The 15,464-nt window shown below is 60.7% G+C and carries 14 protein-coding genes; 6 read left to right on the top strand and 8 right to left on the bottom strand.

Annotated elements, in window-relative coordinates; genetic code table 11:
* Positions 1-11 precede the first annotated feature (11 nt).
* Positions 12-788 (bottom strand): fumarylacetoacetate hydrolase family protein, encoded by a 777-nt coding sequence (locus tag VSX42_RS04980; RefSeq protein WP_237185915.1) that lies wholly within the window; start codon positions 786-788, stop codon positions 12-14.
* 308 nt (positions 789-1,096) lie between these two features.
* On the opposite strand from VSX42_RS04980, the gene VSX42_RS04985 reads away from it, so the two are divergent.
* Positions 1,097-2,788 carry an ABC-F family ATP-binding cassette domain-containing protein gene (locus tag VSX42_RS04985; protein ID WP_326503234.1) on the top strand — a complete coding sequence of 564 codons (1,692 nt, stop codon included), beginning with the start codon at positions 1,097-1,099 and terminating at the stop codon, positions 2,786-2,788.
* A gap of 15 nt (positions 2,789-2,803) precedes the next feature.
* Here VSX42_RS04985 and VSX42_RS04990 read toward each other — a convergent pair whose 3' ends face one another.
* From VSX42_RS04990 to thrC, 6 genes are all read right to left on the bottom strand, one after another.
* Positions 2,804-3,901 carry a branched-chain amino acid aminotransferase gene (locus VSX42_RS04990; protein WP_326503235.1) on the bottom strand — a complete coding sequence of 366 codons (1,098 nt, stop codon included), beginning with the start codon at positions 3,899-3,901 and terminating at the stop codon, positions 2,804-2,806.
* A 113-nt stretch (positions 3,902-4,014) separates the two neighbouring features.
* Positions 4,015-5,073: a 3-isopropylmalate dehydrogenase gene (locus VSX42_RS04995; protein ID WP_326503236.1), complete on the bottom strand. Its 1,059-nt coding sequence runs from the start codon at positions 5,071-5,073 to the stop codon at positions 4,015-4,017.
* A 65-nt stretch (positions 5,074-5,138) separates the two neighbouring features.
* Positions 5,139-5,489, bottom strand: coding sequence for a hypothetical protein (locus tag VSX42_RS05000; protein WP_326503237.1), 351 nt, complete (start codon positions 5,487-5,489; stop codon positions 5,139-5,141).
* 22 nt (positions 5,490-5,511) lie between these two features.
* A complete protein-coding gene (locus tag VSX42_RS05005; protein ID WP_326503238.1) occupies positions 5,512-5,793 on the bottom strand; it encodes a type II toxin-antitoxin system YafQ family toxin in 282 nt (93 codons plus the stop codon).
* The gene (locus VSX42_RS05010; protein ID WP_237204488.1) at positions 5,783-6,043 is read right to left on the bottom strand and encodes a type II toxin-antitoxin system RelB/DinJ family antitoxin; all 261 of its coding nucleotides are present in this window, start codon (positions 6,041-6,043) and stop codon (positions 5,783-5,785) included. The genes VSX42_RS05005 and VSX42_RS05010 overlap by 11 nt, the downstream gene beginning before the upstream one ends.
* A gap of 190 nt (positions 6,044-6,233) precedes the next feature.
* Positions 6,234-7,661: a threonine synthase gene (gene thrC, locus VSX42_RS05015; protein ID WP_326503239.1), complete on the bottom strand. Its 1,428-nt coding sequence runs from the start codon at positions 7,659-7,661 to the stop codon at positions 6,234-6,236.
* A 123-nt stretch (positions 7,662-7,784) separates the two neighbouring features.
* Between thrC and VSX42_RS05020 the strand changes: the two genes are divergently transcribed.
* From VSX42_RS05020 to VSX42_RS05035, 4 genes are all read left to right on the top strand, one after another.
* Complete coding sequence (locus VSX42_RS05020; RefSeq protein ID WP_326503240.1) at positions 7,785-9,032, top strand: sensor histidine kinase; 1,248 nt, start codon at positions 7,785-7,787, stop codon at positions 9,030-9,032.
* 57 nt (positions 9,033-9,089) lie between these two features.
* Complete coding sequence (locus tag VSX42_RS05025) at positions 9,090-9,767, top strand: response regulator transcription factor (RefSeq protein WP_326503241.1); 678 nt, start codon at positions 9,090-9,092, stop codon at positions 9,765-9,767.
* Between the two features lie 142 nt (positions 9,768-9,909).
* A complete protein-coding gene (locus VSX42_RS05030; RefSeq protein ID WP_326503242.1) occupies positions 9,910-10,659 on the top strand; it encodes an ABC transporter ATP-binding protein in 750 nt (249 codons plus the stop codon).
* Between the two features lies 1 nt (position 10,660).
* Entirely contained in the window at positions 10,661-13,252 is a 2,592-nt protein-coding gene (locus tag VSX42_RS05035; protein ID WP_326503243.1) for an FtsX-like permease family protein, read from the top strand.
* Positions 13,253-13,306: 54 nt separating this feature from the next.
* On the opposite strand, the gene VSX42_RS05040 is transcribed toward VSX42_RS05035, so the two are convergent.
* Positions 13,307-14,188 carry a hypothetical protein gene (locus VSX42_RS05040; protein ID WP_326503244.1) on the bottom strand — a complete coding sequence of 294 codons (882 nt, stop codon included), beginning with the start codon at positions 14,186-14,188 and terminating at the stop codon, positions 13,307-13,309.
* Positions 14,189-14,341: 153 nt separating this feature from the next.
* Between VSX42_RS05040 and VSX42_RS05045 the strand changes: the two genes are divergently transcribed.
* Positions 14,342-15,406 carry a hypothetical protein gene (locus tag VSX42_RS05045; RefSeq protein WP_326503245.1) on the top strand — a complete coding sequence of 355 codons (1,065 nt, stop codon included), beginning with the start codon at positions 14,342-14,344 and terminating at the stop codon, positions 15,404-15,406.
* The last annotated feature ends 58 nt before the right edge of the window (positions 15,407-15,464 follow it).

Consider the following 15,464-nt stretch of genomic DNA (forward strand, 5'->3'; position numbering starts at 1 on the left):
TAGGTTCTAGTTTACTCGGCGCGGACGGTGTTGATGAGGGAGCCGATACCCTCAACCTCAATCTCGACCTCGTTACCTGCGCTCAGGCGTCCTACCCCTGCGGGGGTGCCGGTGAGAATCACGTCGCCGGGCAGCAGGGTGAAGTATTCGCTGGCGGCGGCGACGAGTTCGGCAACGGAGAAGACCATGTCGGCGGTGGTGCCGTCCTGTTTGAGGTCGCCGTCAACCCAGGTTTGGATGGTGAGGTCGTCGGTGTCCAGGTCGGTTTCGATCCAGGGGCCGAGGGGGCAGGCGCCGTCGAAGCCCTTGGCACGGGCCCACTGGATGTCGGTTTTTTGGGCGTCGCGGGCGGTCAGGTCGTTGGCGACGGTGAAGCCGTAGATGACTTCGGGCACGCGGTCCAGGGGTACGGACTTGGCGATGCGGCCGATGACGACGGCGAGCTCACCTTCGAAGGAGACGTTATCTGACCATTCGGGCAGGGCGATGGGGTCGCCGGGGCCGATGACGCTGGTATTGGGCTTGAAGAAGAACTGGGGGGTGGTGGGGGTTTCGTTGCCCAGTTCGGACGCGTGGTCGCGCCAGTTGCGGGCCACACCAATGACCTTGGAGCGGGGAATAATGGGGGCAAGCAGGCGGACGTCGGCGATGGGGTATCGCTTGTCGGTGGGGTTAATGCCGGTGTAGAAGGGGTCGCCGGAGAGGACGGTGATGGTCTCTTCGCCGGGCTCACCTTCAACCAGGCCAAAGTGCAGGGTATCGTCTACGGTAAATCGGGCAATGCGCATGGTTCTAGACTACCGGACTTGAGCACCAGGTTACTCGCTTTTCAGTAGGGACCAGATTTCTCTCAAATTCCTTCATCTCAATACATACAACCGTCGCTTTTCTGGTCCATTCGCAAAAAGTGGCAGTACTGGCTGAATTTCAGAAGTCGTTGACAACGTCCACCCCGCTCCCCTACAGTAATCACCAGTTCTTGTTCCCTACGGAAGGCTCCCCAGTGGATTTTTCAGCGGCTCTCTAGACCATGCTGAAACCTCTCACCGCGGTTTTCAGCACCTCATCTCTTTGACGCTGAATGGATCGCACCCTCATGCCTATTTCCGTATCTGAACCCCACCTTTCTTTTAACAGCCTCAGCCTCATCTGGCCCGACGGCACCCCCTGCTTTGAAAACCTCACCGGCGCTGTCAGTGCCCCGGTGACAGCACTCATCGGCGATAACGGCTCCGGCAAATCAACCCTGCTTAAGCTTCTAGCTGGCACCCTAGAACCAACGAGCGGTAGCATCAGCCAGCCCGGTACCGTCGCCTACCTGCCCCAGGATTTAGGGCTCACCCCGCAGACTACCATCGCCGACCTCTTCGCTATCACAGACATTCTCGACGCCCTCACCGCGTTAGAAGCCGGCGACTACTCTGAAGAGCTCTACGACCGGATCGGTGATAACTGGGATGCCGCCGAGCAAGCCCAGGCTACCCTGGCCGCGTCCGGTTTCTCCCCCGCCCTAGCCGCTACCGACGCCCGCGCCCTCATGCGGCGCACCGTCGGTACGCTCTCAGGTGGCGAGGCCGTCACCGCTGCCCTCACGGCACTGGTTGCCTCGCGCCCCGGCGTCCTGCTACTCGATGAGCCCACCAACAACCTCGACGCCGACGCCCGCGCCACCCTCTACCGGATCCTAGACAGTCTGTCTTGCCCCGTGCTCGTGGTCAGCCACGACCGCGACCTGCTCGAGCGGGTTGATGAAGTGCTGGAGCTCAGGCAGGGAACCTTGCGATCTTTCACCGGTAACTACAGCGCCTACCGGCAGGCCATCGACAGCGAGCAGGACGCCGCCGCCCGCCACCTGCGCGAGGCCAAGCAGGTTGAGCGGCAGGAAAAGCGGGAGCGTATCGAGGCAGAAACCAAGCTCGCCCGCGCGGCCCGGGCTGGGGCGAGCGCCAAGGCTAACCGTCGGGGCTCGCGTATGTCGATGGGGCTGGCAGCCTCCTCGGCCCAGCGGTCAGCGGCCAAGATTCGGCAGACCCACCAGGGCAGACTGGATTCTGCTACTGCCACCCGGCAGGCCCGGGAGCGGGATATCCGCGAGGACCAGGCCATCTACCTTGACCTACCCGGCACCCGGGTACCAGCAGGTAAACGGGTGCTGGAACTCACCCTGCGGCAGGGTACCGGTGCGGACGCCCACCCCCACCAGGGTGAGCAGGAGCAGGCAGACGACGGGGCGGCTGTTACTACTCCCCTGCCTGAGCGGCTGATTGTCCGGGGCCCTGAGCGTCTGCGGCTAGCTGGGGCTAACGGGTCGGGTAAGAGCACTCTGCTGAAGGCCATTATGGGTGATGGGCAGGCAGGCGACACCGCCCGCTACTCCTGCGACTACCGGGTAGAGAACACCGGCTACCTGCCCCAACGGCTGGCACTCCCCCAGGACCAGAGCATGCTGCAGCTGGTCATGGCAGCCAACCCGACGCTGACCGAACAGCAGGTCCGCGATGATTTAGCCCGGCTGCTCTTCCGCCGGGAACGGGTGCACCTGCCCGTGGGGGTTCTCTCCGGTGGCGAGCGCTTCCGAGTGGCCCTGGCAACCGTCCTTTTGGCCAGCCCGGCGCCCCAGCTGCTGATTCTGGACGAGCCCACCAACAACCTCGATATGGCCTCGGTGGACTGGCTAATCCAGGCGCTAGCCTCTTATGAGGGTGCCCTGCTGGTGGTCAGCCACGACGAAGCCTTCTGCGTGCAACTGGGTCTGACGGGCGTCCTGACACTGCCCGCCCTGCACTAACCGGCAAGGGGCAGGCTAGACCAGCTTCACGTTCCAGCCCAGGCGGTCCTCGACCTTACCGGTCTGAATACCTACCAGCTCTTCGCGCAGGGCCATGGTGACCTCACCGCCGTCCGCGCCAGAAGCTGAGGGGATTTCAAAGTCAGCGGCCTTGAGCTTACCCACGGGGGTAATGACGGCAGCGGTACCGCAGGCAAAAATCTCGGTAATCTCACCAGAAGCTACGCCCTCGCGCCACTCGCTCAGGGTAATCTTGCGTTCCTCAACGGTGTGGCCGCGGTCCTGAGCCAGCTTGATGATGGACTTGCGGGTCACACCGCGCAGGATCGTGCCGGTCAGCTCGGGGGTGACGATGCGTCCGTCCTTGTAGACGAAGAAAACGTTCATGCCGCCCAGCTCTTCAATGGCGTCATCGCGGTTGGGGTCCTTGAAGATGACCTGCTTGCAGCCCTGGGCCTCACCCTCCAGCTGGGCGGCCAGAGAGGCCGCGTAGTTGCCGCCGCACTTGGCCTCGCCGGTGCCGCCCACGCCAGCGCGGGCGTAGGTGGTTGAAAGCCAGATATCGACGGGCTTGGGGGTGCCGAAGTAGTTACCGGCGGGGGACGCAATGATAAAGAAGGAAACCTCGTGCGCCGGGCGAATACCCAAGAAAGCCTCGGTAGCAATCATGAAGGGGCGCAGGTAGAGGGATTCGCCCTCACCGGAGGGAACCCAGTCAGCGTCGATAGTCACCAGCTGGCGGATTGCCTCAACGAAGAGCTCTTCGGGCAGGTTAGGCAGCACCAGGCGGTCAGCTGACTTGTTCAGACGAGAAGCGTTCTCTTCGGGGCGGAAGGTGGTGATGGACCCGTCCGCCTGGCGGTAGGCCTTGATGCCCTCAAAGATTTCCTGGCCGTAGTGGAAGACGGACGCCGCTGGGTCCAGGCTCAGGGGGCCGTAGGGCAGAACCTGGGCGTTGGTCCATTCGCCGCCGTCGGTGTGGGTGCCGCGCCAGTCGATGCGCACCATGTGGTCGGTGAAGAAGTTGCCGAAGCCGGGGTTGGCGAGAATTTCGGCGCGGCGTTCGTCGCTGGCGGGGTTAGGGTTACGGTTGATGGTGAATTCGAGTGACATGCTCATCCTTCAAACGGTGTCGTGGGGTCTGTATTCTAGGGTAGCCCAGGGGCTTGTGCTCTGTTAGCTAGCTTACGCAAGACCCCACCGGTTTTCGGTGGGGTGCTGGCGTTTTAGTGGAGCTGGGCGAGGATTGCATCGCCTATTTCGTCGGTGGCGCGGGTTGCGCCGGGGTTGGCTGCGAGGTCTGCTTCTACTGCCTGTTCGATGCGGGCGGCACTGGTCTCGTGCCCCAGGTGGCGCAGGAGCATGGCAGCGGCCAGGACGGTGGCGGTCGGGTTGGCCTTGTTCTGCCCGGCGATGTCTGGGGCTGAGCCGTGCACGGGTTCGAACATGGAGGGGTAGGTGCCGTCGGCGTTGATGTTGCCGCAGGCTGCGTAGCCGATGCCGCCGGTGATGGCCCCTGCCTGGTCGGTGAGGATGTCGCCGAAGAGGTTATCGGTGACGATCACGTCGAAGCGGGCGGGGTCGGTGGTGAAGAAGATGGTGGCTGCGTCGATGTGCAGGTAGTCGGTGGTGACCTGGGGGTATTCTTCGGCGACCTTGTTGAAGATACGGGTGTAGAGGGCACCGGCGTTGACCAGCACGTTGGTCTTGTGAATCAGGGTCAGTTTTTTCTTCTCGCGGCTAGCTGCCAGTTCGAAGGCGTAGCGCACTAGGCGCTCGATGCCGTAGGCGGTGTTGACCGAGACTTCGGTGGCGATTTCGGCGTCGGTTCCGGCGCGGAGCACACCGCCGTTACCAGCGTAGGGGCCTTCGGTACCTTCACGTACGACCACAAAGTCAATATCGCCGGGGTTGCTCAGGGGTGATACAGCGCCGGGGAAGAGACGGGAGGGGCGTAGGTTGATGTAGTGATCAAAGGAGAAACGCAGGTTGAGCAGGATTTCTCGTTCGATCAGGCCGCTGGGCACGGCGGACGAGCGCGGGTCGGCACCGACGGCGCCGAAGAGGATGGCGTCGTGCTGGGCGAGTGCGGTCTTGGTCTCTTCGGTGAGGGTCTGACCGGTGGCGAGCCAGTGTTCTGCACCGAGGGGGTATTCGGTGGAGGTGACAGTGATGTTGTCGAGTTCGGCGGCGCGGGTGAGGACGCGGTGGGCTTGGGCTACTACTTCGGGGCCGATGCCGTCGCCGGGGATTACTGCCAGGTTGATGGAGCTGTTTTCAGTCATGGTTTAAGGCTAGTCCTGCGAGCGCAGCTTTGCCCATATTTTGACTGGTGGTTTCATATATTGATCTAGGGTGTGAGGTGGTCGGTAGCTGGTAGGGCCGCTACCGGCTTATTGCCTGTGGGGGCTACTTCTAGAGTGGTGAGCCTGCTGCCTGTTAGATGGGCGAGGACGAGCGCGTCCCCGTCCTGGGTGCCTACGGATAGGTAGGTGCGGGGCAGGTCCTGGTTGATGGGCTCGCCCGGGTAAAGCAGGTTGTAGGTGAGGCAGGTGCCGCAGTCGCAGGTCTGTTCAATCTGAGCTTCTTCAAGGGCAGCAATTGCTGCCTCACGTTCTGCTGTATTCGGTTCACGATCGCTTGGGGTGTGGGGCTTGGCCAGGCGCAATACCGTTGCAAAGAACTCTTTTTCTTGTTCCATAGCCACACTATAAAACAAAACGTTAGAAGAGCGTGTCATGACTACCTGTGCGGGTTAGAACGAGAAGAAGCTCTTCTCGTTCCACCTTGTAAATCAGCAGCCAGTCCCCTTCAATGTGTAGTTCTCGATAGCCCTTCCAGTTCCCCTTGAGTGCATGATCCTTGTATTTAGTGGAGAGCACGTCACGGTCTTCAGCTAAAAGCGCTTCAACAGCCGTGGCAAGCTTTTCGGGCTTGTAGTGCTTTCGAAAGAGTGCTTTGGCATCTCTTTTGAACTGGCTGGTTCGGTGAATTCTAGTCAGCATCGGTCAAATCAGCCATGAGAGCCTCAACCGATGTGAAGGTTTTCCCGTGCCGCTGCTCAGCTTCCTGACGGGCTCGTACATTGAGAGGGTTCTCGCGGTGGGGAGTAAAAGGCAGACCGTTATCAACGAGCGACTGCTTAAGGAACATATTCAGTGCAGTGCTAAGGTCGAGGCCGAGGTCGCTGTAGAGTTTTCGCACTTCTTCTTTGGTAGCGCTATCGGTGCGGAAGGAAATTGTTGCATCAGTCATGAGTGCTCCTGTTATTACAGTGTCATTACAGTTGCACCATACTCGCGTGAGTCTATCTTTTCAAGACTTATGCCGAGAAACTCACGCGTTCGAGCATCCCGGCAACAAGAAACCACATGCCTTGTCACCAGCCCCAGACTTTAATCGGGGCTCAACACGACATGTGGTTCACTAAGAGGTGAGTGAACGGTTAGACGTTCTTCTCAATCAGCTCCTTGACCGCCTCTACCTCGTTGGGCAGGTCGATGACGTGGCGGTCGGCGTCCATGATGCCGGCAAAACGCTCAGGAATAGCGGGCTCGGCGCCGGTAGCTTCAAGAATAGTTTCGGCGAACTTGACGGGCAGGGCGGTTTCCAGGCAGATGATGGGGGTATCAACCTTCTCTGCCCAGTCGCGAGCGACCTTGACACCGTCCGCAGTATGGGGGTCAAGTAGCACGCCCAGGCGCTCGTTGGCATCGCGGATGGTGGCGACGCGGTCGGCGTGGGTTGAGCGGCCCGAGGCAAAGCCGTAGCGCTCAGCAGCCTGAGCAAAGGCAGGGTCATCGGTCAGGGAGAAGCCGCCCTGGCGCACTTTAAGACCGAAGAGGTCGGCGGTACGCTCAGCGTCACGGCCTAGCAGGTCGTAGATGAAGCGCTCAAAGTTAGACGCACGGGAGATATCCATGGAGGGGCTGGACGTCTCGTAAGTATCAGCCGAAGAACGCACCCGGTAGTCGCCGGTGCGGAAGAATTCGTCGAGCACGTCGTTCTCGTTGGTGGCAACAATCAAACGGTCGATAGGTAGGCCCATCTGGCGGGCGATATGGCCGGCGCAGATATCACCAAAGTTACCGGTGGGCACGCAGAAGGAAACCTTCTGGTCGTTGCTTTCGGTGGCGCGAATCCAGGAAGAAACGTAGTAGACGATCTGAGCCATCAGGCGGGCCCAGTTAATGGAGTTCACCGCACCGATGCGCTTGTCAGCCTTAAAGGCGGCGTCAGCTGAGATGGCTTTGACGACGTCCTGACAGTCATCGAAGACGCCGTCGAGGGCGACGTTGAAGATGTTTTCGTCGTCCAGGCCGAACATCTGGGCCTGTTGGAAGGGGGTCATGCGCCCGGCGGGGGTGAGCATGAAGACCTTGATGCCGGGGCGGCCGCGCATGGCGTATTCGGCAGATGAACCGGTATCACCCGAGGTTGCCCCCACAATGTTGAGGGTTTCGCCGCGGCGGCCCAGCTCGTATTCGAAGAACTCACCCAGCAGCTGCATGGCCATGTCCTTAAAGGCGGCGGTGGGGCCCTCAGACAGGTGGCCGATCAGGATACCGGGTTCCAGTTCAGTTACAGGAACAATCTCTTCTGAGGCGAACTTGGGGTAGGAGTAAGCCCGGGCGGTCATAGCCTTGATGTCTTCAGCAGGAATATCGTCGATGAAAAGCTGCAGTACCTCAGCTGCGAGCGCCGCATAGCCTTCCTCAGTAAGCACAGCACGCCAGCGGGTCAGAGTGGCGTCGTCGAGGGTGGGGTAGGTTTCGGGCAGGTAGAGGCCGCCATCGGGGGCAAGACCGCCGAGCAGAATATCGGTGAACTTGGCGGAGGTGCTGGTGGTGTCGCGGGTTGAGATGTACTGCATGGGTATAAGCCTACCGAAACTGCCCCGCCGGTGGTGCTAGGCGCTCATACTGCGGTATGAATTTGGGGTGCGGACGCCCGCCACCGCCTTCCCGGGGCTGCGGCGGCTTTTAGACTTAGGAGGGTGGATACCCTACAGATAGAACTGGCTACTACCCAGCGCCGGAAGAAGCTGGTCAATGCGCTTGCTGTTGCCCTGGGGCAAATACTGACCCTGGTGTTAACACTTGCCTTTGGTCTTGCCATGGTGGAGGGCACCTGGGCGCTGATTTACATAGTGGCCTGGCTGGTTGCTACGTCGAGTCTCTATTTCAGGTATTCCCGGCCGATTCTGGTCGTGGTTCTGGTCGTGGTATCGCTTCTCATCACCATACCCGCCCAGTACCCGGCGGTAGGTTCCTGGTGGGCTGCCCCGGTGATGGTCTACCACCTGGTGCGTTATTTTTCGAGACCTGTTCGTATTGGCACCTTTATTGCGGCTCTGTTGGCCTCAGCCATTGGTGGCTTTGTTTTCGCCCGCGCTTTTTTGGTCTATAACCCCACCGCTCTCGAGTTCAACATTACGGCGTTGACTGCCGCTTTTATCTGCGCGGCTATCGTGACTATCGCCTGGTTCTTTGGCGACTCCCGGCGCCTGCGCGAGAACCGCCACCGGGCCCTGATTGAGCGCAACCGCCAGCTAGAACACGAGCGCGAGCAGGAGCGGGCCCTTGCCGCCCTCGATGAGCGGGCCCGCATTGCCCGAGAAATGCACGACATCGTGGCTCATTCGCTGTCTGTCATCATTGCCCAGGCGGACGGCGCCCGCTACGCTGCCGCCGCCCAGCAGGCTGGGAGCGGGGCGGGGGCGTCCGCGCAGAATGAGCCCGTGGAGCTCGCCGCCCTGGGTACAATTTCTGAGGCGGCCCGGTCGTCCCTACAACAGATGCGCACCCTGCTGGGGGTCCTGCGCACCGATGAGGGCACTACCGTTGAGCCCCTCCCGGCCCTGCACAACGTCCCCCAGCTCATTGAGCAAACCCAGAAACTGGGCATACCGGTGCGCTTTAGCGCGGTATCGGGGGTTGAAGAGAAACTACCGCAGGGTGCCGACCTGACCATCTACCGTATTGTGCAAGAAGCTCTGACCAACGTGGCCAAGCACTGCCCGGGCACTCCCCTGGTGACCGTCGCTATTAGCGAGGGTAAGCAGACCCTGGATATCGGCATCACCAACCAGCCCCAGGCCGAGCCCACCGAGCCCCTGCCTGGTGCCCGCCGGGGGCTGCTGGGCATGCGCGAGCGAGTTGATATGTACAACGGCACCCTGCACTACGGCCGCCTAGCCGATGGTTCTTTTAGGGTTTTTGCCCAGATTCCCTTCGTGCCCTAAACCCGTTTGAATAAGAACCAGCCACCTAATAATAATCAGGAGCGATAGAGTAAAACCGTGATTAGAGTTCTTCTTGTAGATGACCAGCAGTTGGTGCGTTCTGGCCTGGCTATGCTGATTGGGTCGCAGGTCGATATGCAGGTGGTGGCCCAGGCCGGGGACGGCCAGCAGGCAATCGAGCTGGTCACCGAGCTGCAAGCTGCGGGGCTGGGGCCTGATGTAGTGCTCATGGACGTGCGCATGCCGGTGCTCGATGGTATCGAAGCCACCGGCGCTATCATCGCCGCCCACCCGGAGGTCAAGGTAGTCATGCTGACCACCTTCGATATCGACGACTATGTGTACGCCGCGGTGCAACGCGGGGCCAGCGGCTTCCTGCTCAAGGACGCCCCACCCGAGCAGCTTCTCGGGGCGATTCGGACGGTGCAGCGCGGGGACGCCGTCATCGCCCCCAGCGCCACCAAGCGGCTGCTCGAACAGATGATTCCCCATCTGGCAGGTGGCGCGCCCCAGCAGCCGCCCCAAAAGCACGCCGACAAAATTGCCAGCCTGACCAACCGCGAGCGCGAGCTCTTCTTGCTCATTGCCCAGGGCCTGTCGAACGGTGAGATGGCCCAGCAGCTCTTTGTGTCTGAGGCGACCGTTAAAACCCACGTCTCGCATATTCTGGCTAAGCTTGAGGCCCGCGACCGTGTGCAGGCAGTGATTATTGCCTACGAGGCGGGGCTGGTCTAACCTTCGACACTTATATGTTCTAGGGTCGGCACCGAGCGTGAGTCTGCGGAACCTATTTTCATACCTAGGTATGAGGCCCGCCCCTTTCGCTTCACTCCCTAGTGCGATGTGCCCTGCCCCACTGCCTTGTCATACTGGGCATATGAGCACCTCACACACTATTCCTATCGCTGTTTCTGCCCGGAATCTTTCTAAAACCTACACGGGTGAGTCCCCCGTGCACGCCCTGCGCAACATTTCCATTGATTTTGAGCGGGGCAAGTTCACGGCCATCATGGGCCCCTCTGGCTCCGGCAAGTCGACCCTGCTGCACACCCTGGCAACCCTTGATGCCCCCGACCCCGGGGAGCAGACGTCCGTACAGGTCAAGGGCGTAGAGCTGACGGGGCTCAAGGACGCCGCCCTAGCTGAGTTCCGGGCCCGTAATATCGGCTTTATTTTTCAGACCTTCAACCTGATACCCACGCTCACAGCGGCCCAGAATATGGAGCTGCCCCTGGGGCTGGCTAAGATGGCGGTTGATACCATCTGGCGCGACGAGCTAATACGCACCCTGGGCCTTGAGGACCGCCTCAAGCACCTGCCCTCCCAGCTCTCCGGTGGGCAGCAGCAACGGGTGGCAATCGCCCGGGCCCTGCTCCCGCGCCCGGCCGTCATTTTTGCGGACGAACCCACCGGCGCCCTCGACTCGGCGACCAGTACCGAGGTGCTGGGGCTTCTCCAGCAGGCCAGCCGGGAACAGGGGCAGACCATTCTGATGGTGACCCATGATCCGCTCGCGGCCTCCTATGCTGACCGGGTGCTCTTGCTCAAGGACGGCCAGCTAGCCGGTGGGCTCGAAGCCCCCACCCAGACCAGCGTGCTCTCAGCTCTCGCAAGGTTGGGTGACTAGCATGGCAACCACCCTAAGCACCGTTGCCTTTTCTAACCTGGGCAAGCACCGCCTACGTTTTGCTCTGACCTCCATCGGCATCGCGATTTCAGCCTTCTTTCTCACGTCCGTACTGCTGATTAATACCTCCTTCTATGACGAGGTGCGGCAGGAAGCAGGCCAGAAGTACTCCACCGCCGATGCCGTTGTCGAAACTACCGATAGGTTCTCCGAAGGGGACATCACTAACTACCATCTCAGCCAAGAGCAAGCCGACCGAATAGCAAACCTACCCATGATCGAGTCGACCTGGACGCTGGTCGCTACCTACTCCGTTATTTACCTGCCGGCTCAGGGTGAAAGTGAAGGTGGCACCTACAGCATCATCCAAGCCGATATGCCAGCCGAGACCTTCTTCCCCTACTCCCTGACAGAGGGCAGCCTGCCGACGTCCGACCATCAGATAGTGATTACCGACCGGGCAGCCGAAGCTCTCTCTATAGGGGTGGGCGGGACGGTCGTCCTCGATGATCTTTCTACCATAACCGAGCAGACCGACCTGATGGAGTCTCTTCCCCAGGCGGTCTACACCGTCACCGGTATCTACGAACACCCCGCAGGCTACAGAGCAGGACCAGATATGGTCTTTACACCGGGTACCGGAGTAAAAACCTACGTCGAACGCAGTCGGACCTATTGGGACAGTAGCGACGGCATCTACGAACAGGTTCTTCTGAAGCTCAAAGACCCTGCCTCTACGTCCTTAGCAGAGCTCAAGCAGGCTCTTGCCAACTCCCCCGGCCTTACAGTCTCATCAGTTGAGGAACAAATCAGAAACGATGTCGGCAAGGAAGTGGGCAGCTACACCGCCCTGCTCTCTATTCTCTTCGGCTTTGGGGCCCTCTCGCTTCTCATGAGTTCCTTCATCATCGCCAGCACCTACAAGGTGCATGCAGCAGCCCGCTCCCGTGAGCTAGCCCTGCTCCGCACCCTGGGCGCTACCCGCCTAGCGGTGGTGCGTATGCTCCTGGTTGAGGCAGCTGCCCTCGGTGCGCTCTCCTCTCTCGCCGGTATCATCACCGCCTACCTTGCCGCTCTAGTGTTCAACGAAAGTGGCCGCATCACCTTTAACCCGCTAGCGGGTGCTCTCGCTATGCTGGTCTGCACGTTCGTTACCCTCGCCGCCGTGCTCAAGCCGGTCTGGGCAACCCGAGCTATACCACCGGTAGCGGCGCTCAACGGCTACCAGGATTTTTCGAACTCTCCCCGCACCAGGCACACCTGGGCTTATATCGGCTTCTGCCTTATTCTCACCCTGACTACGGTAGCCTGCGCCCTAGCCGGGCTTCAGGAGAGCCATGCGGGACTAATTATGCTGGCTACGGTTTTGGCCGCCCTTACCTTTGTGGTGGCAGCTCCCCTGCTCGTCGCGCCGGGCATCGCCCTACTCCGGGGCTTTGCTCGGCCCTACTCCACCGCGGCCCTGGCCCACAGCAATATCGCTCAGTCACGGGCGTCCGCCTCCGTGACCGTCCGTATGGTCTTCATCTGCGCGGCCTTCATCAGTGCAGCCCTCACCGGTTATTCCACCATGCAGCAGAGCTTCATGGCAGAACTAGACCGCAACTACCCCTACGACGTTGAAGCGGTACTTGCAGAACCGGATGTTGCCCGGCTACAGGAGATAGAGCGCCAGGTTTCCCAACTCGACGGTGTGGACGCCGCCCTTGTGGCCCTGCCCCAGGGTAGTGTGGTGACCTCGTCCGATAGCTGGTTCAGCACAACGGTCTACTCCGTAGACCCCGAAACCCTCACCCGCCTACACGGTGAACAAACCGGCCAGAAGCTGACAGAGCAGACGGTGCTGCTGAGCCAGGCCTATGCAGACTCCTTCGGGGTACAGGAGGGCCAGCAGCTCTACATCGAAGGAACCCGTGACGCTATAGAACTCACCGTCAGCATCACCCCCGATACGCTGCGCGGCTTCCTCATCACCACGCAGAACGGCAACCTCATCAGCGGCACAGGCCTGGTAGACCCCACCGGAGAGAACACCGAGGCAGGCCTGCTCCTAGTCGATTTTGCCCCCGGCATCAGCTGGAGCGACCGCTTCTCGGTGCTCAACCCCATCGCCGAAATCACCGGCCTCGATGCGGGTGAACTTTCGGGCGTAGCCACCGAAAAAGCCAGCGTGCAGGATAATATGCGCTTAGTTCTCTGGGCTGTTCTGGGTCTTCTATCGGCCTCACTGTTGGTCTCGCTCGTGGGACTTGCCAACACCCAGTTACTGAGCACCCAGCAGCGGCGCAGGTCCTACGCCCTACTTCGCATCAATGGCCTCTCCAGCCGTCGATTGCAGGCTGCCGTCAGCTACGAAACCCTGCTACTAGCTGTCTTCGCCCTCATCTGGGGTGCAGGAGCCGGCCTTATCACCGCTCTGCTCATGCTCCAGGTTTTTGCTGTCAACAATTTCAACCTGGTCTACAGCGTGCAGGCCTGGCACTACCTAGCGGTTATCGTAGGCGGCCTTGCCCTGGCCTGGGCCACGGTCTTTTTCCCGGCCAGGTCAGCCTCCCGCATACCGCCGGTTGCCGCCCTGCAGGAGGTGAACTAGCAGGGCGGGGGCGGGCATCTGTCCCCTTCAGAAAAAGGACGCCTACCCCTACCCTTAGCTGGCAGAGGGGCTAGCGGTGGGGGTAGGTACCGTCACTGGTGAGGTGTTCTTGGGGTCGGTCTTATCAGCAGCGACCCGCTCCCCAGCTGTGGCGTGGGTAGCCTCAAGCTCTTCAGAGAACTGCTCAAGACGCTGGTAGACAGCCTCATAGTAAGAGTTCTTCAGGTCGGTGATCGACGAGTCAAACGAAATGCTCTCACGGCAGGAAATATCGGCCTGTAGCATCTTCTCAGCGCTATCGGCACCCAGCAGGCTAGCGCTATAGGCTGCCTGGTCGGTGCTCGAGGCCTGGCCAAACCCCGCGTCCTTCATGCAGGTAGCCCACGACTCCTGCAAGGCCAGGTAGTTCTCATCGGCCCGCAGGCTGGTCTCAATAGCCTGGGCGAACTCGGGGGCCAGCAGGGCCGCCTTCACACCGCTTTCTACAGAGCCGTAGATGTACTCGTAGCTCTGGGCCATACAGCCAGCCGAGTTCAGCTCGCCGCTGGAGTACTCCATGAAGGTCACGGTGAAGGTTTCGCCGTCCTTACCCAGGTAGGCATCCAGCCCCGCCTCGTCAAAGCTAGCGGTCGCCCGGCCCTCAGCGGCAGGCAGCTGGCCGTAACCGGAGGTCTTCAGCTCCTCGGTGGTGCGGCCCGTGTAGACGGCTGAACCCAGGGTCACCCCGACCTCAGGCTCCTTGTAGCTGCCGCCGGCCTCAGCCACACAGCGCTCCACAAAAGCCCGGCGGGCAGACTCAGCTTCAGCAGGCGGGAAAATCCAGGACTGCAGGGCATCAAGATGCTCGGTCTTAGCGGTCTCAGCAGTCAGCTCATCAAAGTTCTGAGGCTGCGAAGAACACCCGGCCAGCCCTAAAGCTGTGAAACAACCAAGCACAGCGAGCCCTTTTACACAGCGGTTCGTAAGTAATGACACGGCGTCCTCCCTAGATAATCAGCCTCAATTCTAACTACTATGAAGAAGCAGCATCACCACAATCATCGAATGAATCCACGACGACCTCGTCACAGAAAGCAGACTACAAACGCCATGACCTCCCTTGACCAGCAAGGACTTCAGACCAGCCGCCGTGGCCTCATGCGCTTTGCAGCGATCACAGGTGTGGCCGGTGTTGCCACCGCCGCCGGCGGAGCCGTCCTCAGCAGCTCAGCACACGCTACCGATGCCACCGCCCCAGCCTTCCCAGCTGACCTCACCTACCCCGCAGTAACCGGCCCCTCCCTAGCCCTGTGGGGTAGCTCTTCCTTTGAGGGTGCCCAGGCCAACCAGGGTGTGCCTGCGGGCTTCAATGCGACCCTTGATGCCCTGCTATCGGGCTACCTTTCAGTTCCCGTCCTCAAATTTGGGCGTGGCGGCGAGACCTCTTCTATGATTGCGGCCCGCCGAGGGGTGGCCAAGAATATCTATAAGCTTTCCTTCCCTCACGACCGTATTCCTGCCAGCGGGTCTGTAGAGGTCACCCTGTCAGAGCCCAGTCTTGCCTGGGGCTCTTCAGCCTACCTTCCTGGCTATGTGGGTGCGGTAGCGGGCGTCCTACGGGCAGGGGGCACAGAGGGTAGCTACATCTTCACCAGGATCACCCCGGGTGAGGAAATCTACGCCCCGGCCCAGAGCCCGGCTGCCTGGTTCCACTCCTACCAAGAGATGATCAGCCGTTCTTCCTACCATGTGCTCCAGATCGGCCGGAACAACATGAACGACCTGGCCCAGATCCAAAAGGATACCGAGAACTGCTATGCCCTGGCTCCGGAGCATACCCTTGTTATGGGCCACTTTGCCTCCCGGGACGACGGTGCCGACTCTGAACGTATTAAGCAGGCCCGCGCCTATAATGCCTGGGCGGCTGAAACCTACGGTAACCGATTTATGAACCCCGAAACCTACCTGAGGGATACAACCCAGGAGTCCTGGCTGCGCTACGGGGCGCTTTCAGGTTCAGGAGTCTGGTCTTCAGATAAAGACCGTAAGGCCTACGAGGCCGGGCAGATTCCCCCGTCCCTGTACTCCTCCGACGGCCTGCACTTGAACGGCTGGGGTTACATTGCCCTGTCGCAGATGGTCTACTACAAGGTCACTGAGCTCGGCTGGTTCTAGCCTCTCGGATGTAAGCATAAGGACGCGGCCCCGCCGGTAGCGCGGAAGGCGGGGGCGC

The organism is Rothia nasimurium, from assembly GCF_035916755.1.
Taxonomy (GTDB): domain Bacteria; phylum Actinomycetota; class Actinomycetes; order Actinomycetales; family Micrococcaceae; genus Rothia.

Coding starts and splice junctions, on each gene's coding strand:
- VSX42_RS04980 (WP_237185915.1), bottom strand. CDS start 788: ATGCGCATTGCCCGATTTACCGTAGACGATACCCTGCACTTTGGCCTG.
- VSX42_RS04985 (WP_326503234.1), top strand. CDS start 1,097: ATGCCTATTTCCGTATCTGAACCCCACCTTTCTTTTAACAGCCTCAGC.
- VSX42_RS04990 (WP_326503235.1), bottom strand. CDS start 3,901: ATGTCACTCGAATTCACCATCAACCGTAACCCTAACCCCGCCAGCGAC.
- VSX42_RS04995 (WP_326503236.1), bottom strand. CDS start 5,073: ATGACTGAAAACAGCTCCATCAACCTGGCAGTAATCCCCGGCGACGGC.
- VSX42_RS05000 (WP_326503237.1), bottom strand. CDS start 5,489: ATGGAACAAGAAAAAGAGTTCTTTGCAACGGTATTGCGCCTGGCCAAG.
- VSX42_RS05005 (WP_326503238.1), bottom strand. CDS start 5,793: ATGCTGACTAGAATTCACCGAACCAGCCAGTTCAAAAGAGATGCCAAA.
- VSX42_RS05010 (WP_237204488.1), bottom strand. CDS start 6,043: ATGACTGATGCAACAATTTCCTTCCGCACCGATAGCGCTACCAAAGAA.
- thrC (WP_326503239.1), bottom strand. CDS start 7,661: ATGCAGTACATCTCAACCCGCGACACCACCAGCACCTCCGCCAAGTTC.
- VSX42_RS05030 (WP_326503242.1), top strand. CDS start 9,910: ATGAGCACCTCACACACTATTCCTATCGCTGTTTCTGCCCGGAATCTT.
- VSX42_RS05035 (WP_326503243.1), top strand. CDS start 10,661: ATGGCAACCACCCTAAGCACCGTTGCCTTTTCTAACCTGGGCAAGCAC.
- VSX42_RS05045 (WP_326503245.1), top strand. CDS start 14,342: ATGACCTCCCTTGACCAGCAAGGACTTCAGACCAGCCGCCGTGGCCTC.